This is a genomic window from Terriglobales bacterium (assembly GCA_035764005.1).
Lineage (GTDB): Bacteria > Acidobacteriota > Terriglobia > Terriglobales > Acidobacteriaceae > Gp1-AA112.
This window is the reverse complement of record DASTZZ010000064.1, coordinates 1-4,860: the sequence shown is the minus strand read 5'-3', so window position 1 is coordinate 4,860 and position 4,860 is coordinate 1. Positions and strand designations below refer to the sequence as shown.

Below are 4,860 nucleotides of genomic sequence, written 5' to 3'. Positions count from 1 at the left end.
TTCACGCAGCTTCCGACGCCGCATGGCGACAATCATGGCCTGTGGATCGATCCGACGAATCCGAAGCGGCTGATCAATTCCAACGACGGCGGAGCCGACATCAGCACCGACGGCGGGCTGCACTGGACCTCGCAGGACAACCAGCCCACCGCGCAGTTCTACCACGTTATCGTCGACGATCAGTTCCCATACCACATCTACGGGGCACAGCAAGACAACACGAGCGTCGGCATTGCGAGTGCGACGAACCATTTTGGGATTGACCGCACCGATTGGGATCCGGTCGGAGGCTGCGAGAGCGGATACATCGCGCCTCAGCCAGGAGATCCGAACATCGTTTATGCCGGCTGTTACGACGGCAGCATTACGGAGTTCAACAAACAGCTCGGCACCGAGCGCGAGATGAACGCCTGGCCGCTGAATCCTATGGGCCATGGCGATGTTGATTTGAAATACCGCTTCCAATGGACTGCGCCGATCGTGATCTCTCCGCACGATCGCAATGTGATCTATCACGGCGCTCAGAAGGTCTTGATGACACGCGATCGCGGATACCACTGGCAGGAGATCAGTCCCGACCTCACCCGCAACAATCCGCAGACCGAGCAATCATCCGGAGGGCCGATCACACAGGACAATACCAGCGCTGAGTATTACGCGACCGTCTTCACCATTGCCGAGTCGCCGGTTCAAGCAGGCGCGATCTGGGCCGGAAGCGACGACGGCCTGGTACACGTGACCACCGATGGCGGCAAGAATTGGGCGGACGTCACCCCGAAGGATTTGCCCGACGGCGGCAATGGACCAATCTTTCACTACGCGCGCATCAGCCTTATCGAAGCTGGTCATTTTAATGCTGGAACAGCGTACGTCGCGGTGGATCGTCATGAGAGTGACGACTGGGCTCCGTACGCCTACAAGACCACCGATTTCGGCAAAAGCTGGAAGCGCGTGAACGGTGATCTCCCTGCAGGCGCCGTGGTGCGTGCGGTTCGCGAGGATCCGAAACGCGAAGGTCTGCTCTATGTGGCCACGGAAATTGGCGTGTACGTTTCCTTTGATGACGGAGCACACTGGCGCTCGCTGCAGCGCAATCTGCCAATGAGTTCCATGCGTGATCTTGCCGTCACCGATACTGACTTAGTCGTCGCAACGCATGGACGCGCATTCTGGGTGATGGACGACATTACTCCGTTGCGCGAGTATCAGCCGTCGCAAGCCAACGCTGACGTAACTCTCTACAAGCCTTCCACCGCTTATCGCTTCTTCGGGGGAGGATTCGGCGGAGGCGGTCGCGGCGCCGCAGTTGGGCAGAATCCGCCGAACGGCGCAATCATCTACTACTCGCTAAAAACCGCTCTGAATCCTTCTAAGCCCGGTGAAGCTGCTGAAGGCGCTGGCTCGGCCAGCGCACAGCAACCTCCAACCGCCACTCAGGAGGCTGCAGTCGGAAGGGAGCCTGGCACTCCGAAGACCAACGCTCCTACAGGTGCAAAGACCGAAGCCCAGAAGCAGGAGATCACGCGCCAAGTGGCGGCGGAAAAGCCAAAAGAGGAACACGTAACCCTCGAAATTCTCGACGGGTCGGGCAAAGTGATTCGCACCTATCCGCCAAAGCAGCCTACGGTGACCGAATCGCAGAACGAAGAAGCGGGTGAGGGATTTATGCGTCAGGCGCAGCCGAATCCTACCGGAAACGCCGGCCTGAATCGCTTCGTCTGGAATCTTCGCTATGAGGATTCCACGAAAGTTCCCGGCGCAATTCTCTGGGGAGGAAGTAACAGTGGTCCGGTCGCGGTGCCGGGCAATTATCAGGTACGCCTGACAGTACGCGGCAAGTCCTACACCCAGCCGCTCGAGATCAAGGGAGATCCGCGTATCAAAGTGGAACAAGCCGATCTGCAGAAGCAATTCGATCTGCTTCTCCAGATTCACGATGAGGTGAGCAAAGTCGATGAAGCTATCAACCAGATGAACAGCGTGAAGAAGCAAATCGACGATCTCGACAAGCGCCTGCCAAAAGATGATCACGGAAAAGCGGTGCGCGATGCGGCGAAAGCTCTCACGCAGAAGATCGATCCGATCCAGGACGCGCTGATCCAAACCAAAGCCAAGAGCAGCCAGGATGTGCTGAACTATCCGATTCGCCTCAACAATGAGCTGGTCGCGCTGGCAGGTTCAGTCTCATCAGCCGATGCGGCTCCAACGCAGCAGTCCTACGATGTCTTCAACCTGCTCAAGCAACGCAGCGATCAGCAAGTTGCGAAATGGGACGAGTTGGTTAAGTCTGACCTCGCCAACTTCAATCAGCTGGTCCGGCAGCAGGAAGTTCCGGCGATTATCCTCGAAAATCCGAGCACCAATTCGGCACCAACTCCTTCCAGTGGGGGCGAGGAGAACGATGTCGAAAAATAATTGAAACCTTTGGGATGATTTCGGAGTATTTATTTGCCAGAGGGAGCGCCCGCGCCATGAAATCCCCCAGATGGCTTCTCGCATTGGCTTTGCTGACCTCCTGCGGAACTGTGCTCCACGCAGCGAAGATTGACCCGCAGGAGATCAGCAACGGAATTTTCCACCTCAAACCTCAGCACCCCATCGAGGAACTGCGCGCGGTAGCTCTGCGCGCTACGCCTCCTCCAGAAGCGGGACCGTTCAGGAATCCCGACCTTGTGGAGCTGGTGAAGCTTGATCCTACGATCAAGCTCGATATCCGTTACGCGACCAAAGACAACTTCCTGAGCACGCCAATGTATTCGCAGGCGCGCGCGTTTCTGCAGCGCCCGGCAGCCGAGGCACTGGCGCGAGCCAACCAGAAGCTGCACGCGGAAGGTTATGGAGTCGTAATTCACGACGCCTATCGTCCGTGGTATGTGACCAAGATGTTCTGGGACGCGACGCCGGACGACAAGAAGATCTTCGTCGCCGATCCCGCGACCGGCTCAAAACACAATCGCGGCTGTGCCGTCGATCTGAGCATCTACGATCTGAAGACTGGGCATGAAGTCTCGATGCCTAGCGTCTACGACGAGATGACGCAGCGCGCCTTTGCCGACTACCCCGGCGGCACACCGCAAGAGCGCCAGCATCGAGCGATTCTGCGCCGCGCCATGGAGTCCGAAGGCTTCCTCGTCTACCCCAACGAGTGGTGGCACTTCGACTATAAGGACTGGAAGCAGTATCCGATCATGAATGTGCGCTTCGAAGATCTGGGCGGCGGGGCCTCTTCCGCGCACGCCACTAGAGCGCAGAGAACCGTGCAGTAGTCACACCCTTCTGCAGCTCTCAAATGCAAAGCTAGGGCCACAAAAGGGCTGTTACGCGCGCCTCGATATACTTGTCTGAGCTTTGTAATCGCCTTGTGACGGGAGCCTCTCCTTTGACGATTCCGGAACGCATTACGCAGGACATCACTGCGGCAATGAAAGCGCGCGAAGAACACCGGCTTAGTACACTTCGGATGGTAAAAGCGGCGCTCAAAAACAAAGAAATCTATAAACGCGCGGCATTGGACGATCAGGAAGCCATGGCTGTCCTGAATACGCTCATCAAGCAGCGCAAGGATTCGATCGAGCAGTTCACCAAGGGCGGACGGAAGGAATTGGCCGATAAGGAAGCCGCCGAGATCGGCATTATCGAAGGCTATTTACCCAAAGCTGCCGGACAAGAGGAGATCGCGTCTGTTGTGCGGGCAACAATTTCCGAAATGGGCTCGCCGACGATGAAAGACATGGGCACGGTGATGAAGAATGCCATGTCGAAATTCGCAGCTCAAGGCACTCGCGTGGACGGCAAACTTGTAAGTGAAACCGTAAAGAAGTTGCTCAGCGGCGCCTAACTAACGTGCCTCTCAGGGCCACGGGCTCGATGTGACAGCACTTTCCAGTGGCTACCATCTATACCATTGGGCATTCAACCAGAGAATTGCCCGAGCTTGTATCAGCGCTGAAAGCGCATGGAATAAAAACACTGGTCGACATCCGCGCTTTTCCCATGTCGCGCCGGTTGCCGCATTTCAATCGCGACTCACTGGAGAAAGCACTTCCCGAATCAGAAATCCGTTATATCTGGATGCCCGCGTTGGGCGGCAGGCGGAAGAAACAAAGAAAGGATTCCCCAAACACCGGATTGCGAAATGATTCATTTCGCAACTATGCGGACTACATGCTTACCGCAGAGTTCCAGAGCGGAATCGAGGAGCTAGTGCAACTCGCAGAAAGTGGTCCCACCGCAATCATGTGCGCCGAACGCGTGTACTTTCGTTGTCATCGCATGCTCGTCTCCGACTATCTCAAAGCGCATGGTCACGAAATTCTGCACATCGATAACGAGAAGCCGGCGCGTCCGCATAAGTTGACCGACGAAGCGCGATTGGTCGATGGAAAGTTAATCTATGCCGAGGCGAAGCTGTTTTGACCGGCGTGCAGCCGGCCTTCGTCAGCACTCGATAATATTAAGAGCCAGGCCACCTAAGGACGTCTCTTTGTACCTCGATTGCATGTCCTGCCCCGTGCGGTACATGGTTTCGATCACTTGATCCAATGAAACCTTGTGCTCGCCGGTTTCGCTCATGGACATGCGCGCGGCATTGATGGCCTTCACAGATCCCATGGCATTGCGTTCGATGCAGGGGATCTGCACGAGTCCTCCGATGGGGTCGCAGGTCATCCCGAGGTTGTGCTCCATTCCGATCTCGGCAGCGTACTCCACCTGACGATTTGTCCCGCCGAGGGCGGCAACCAGGCCGCCTGCGGCTATGGAGCATGCGACACCGACCTCACCCTGGCAGCCAACTTCCGCGCCCGAAATGGAAGCATTTTCTTTGTACAGAATGCCGATGGCTCCGGCGGTGAGCAGATA

General features: G+C 56.8%; 5 protein-coding genes. 4 read left to right on the top strand and 1 reads right to left on the bottom strand.

The annotated features are described in order from the left end of the window. The 4 genes from VFU50_09780 to VFU50_09765 all read left to right on the top strand — a co-directional run. Positions 1-2,415: hypothetical protein (locus VFU50_09780; protein HEU5233139.1), on the top strand; the 2,415-nt coding region annotated here is incomplete at its 5' end. Positions 2,416-2,471: 56 nt separating this feature from the next. Then, a complete protein-coding gene (locus VFU50_09775) occupies positions 2,472-3,266 on the top strand; it encodes a M15 family metallopeptidase (protein ID HEU5233138.1) in 795 nt (264 codons plus the stop codon). A gap of 113 nt (positions 3,267-3,379) precedes the next feature. Further along, positions 3,380-3,838 carry a GatB/YqeY domain-containing protein gene (locus tag VFU50_09770; GenBank protein HEU5233137.1) on the top strand — a complete coding sequence of 153 codons (459 nt, stop codon included), beginning with the start codon at positions 3,380-3,382 and terminating at the stop codon, positions 3,836-3,838. Positions 3,839-3,885: 47 nt separating this feature from the next. After that, positions 3,886-4,416, top strand: a complete 531-nt coding sequence (locus tag VFU50_09765; GenBank protein HEU5233136.1) for a DUF488 domain-containing protein — start codon at positions 3,886-3,888, stop codon at positions 4,414-4,416. 21 nt (positions 4,417-4,437) lie between these two features. On the opposite strand, the gene VFU50_09760 is transcribed toward VFU50_09765, so the two are convergent. Then, positions 4,438-4,860, bottom strand: a 423-nt coding sequence (locus VFU50_09760; protein ID HEU5233135.1) for an L-serine ammonia-lyase, iron-sulfur-dependent, subunit alpha, incomplete at its 5' end; no start/stop codon positions are given.

What these genes read in the sequence shown, in the direction of transcription:
- VFU50_09775 (HEU5233138.1), top strand. Translation starts at nt 2,472, where the DNA reads ATGAAATCCCCCAGATGGCTTCTCGCATTGGCTTTGCTGACCTCCTGC.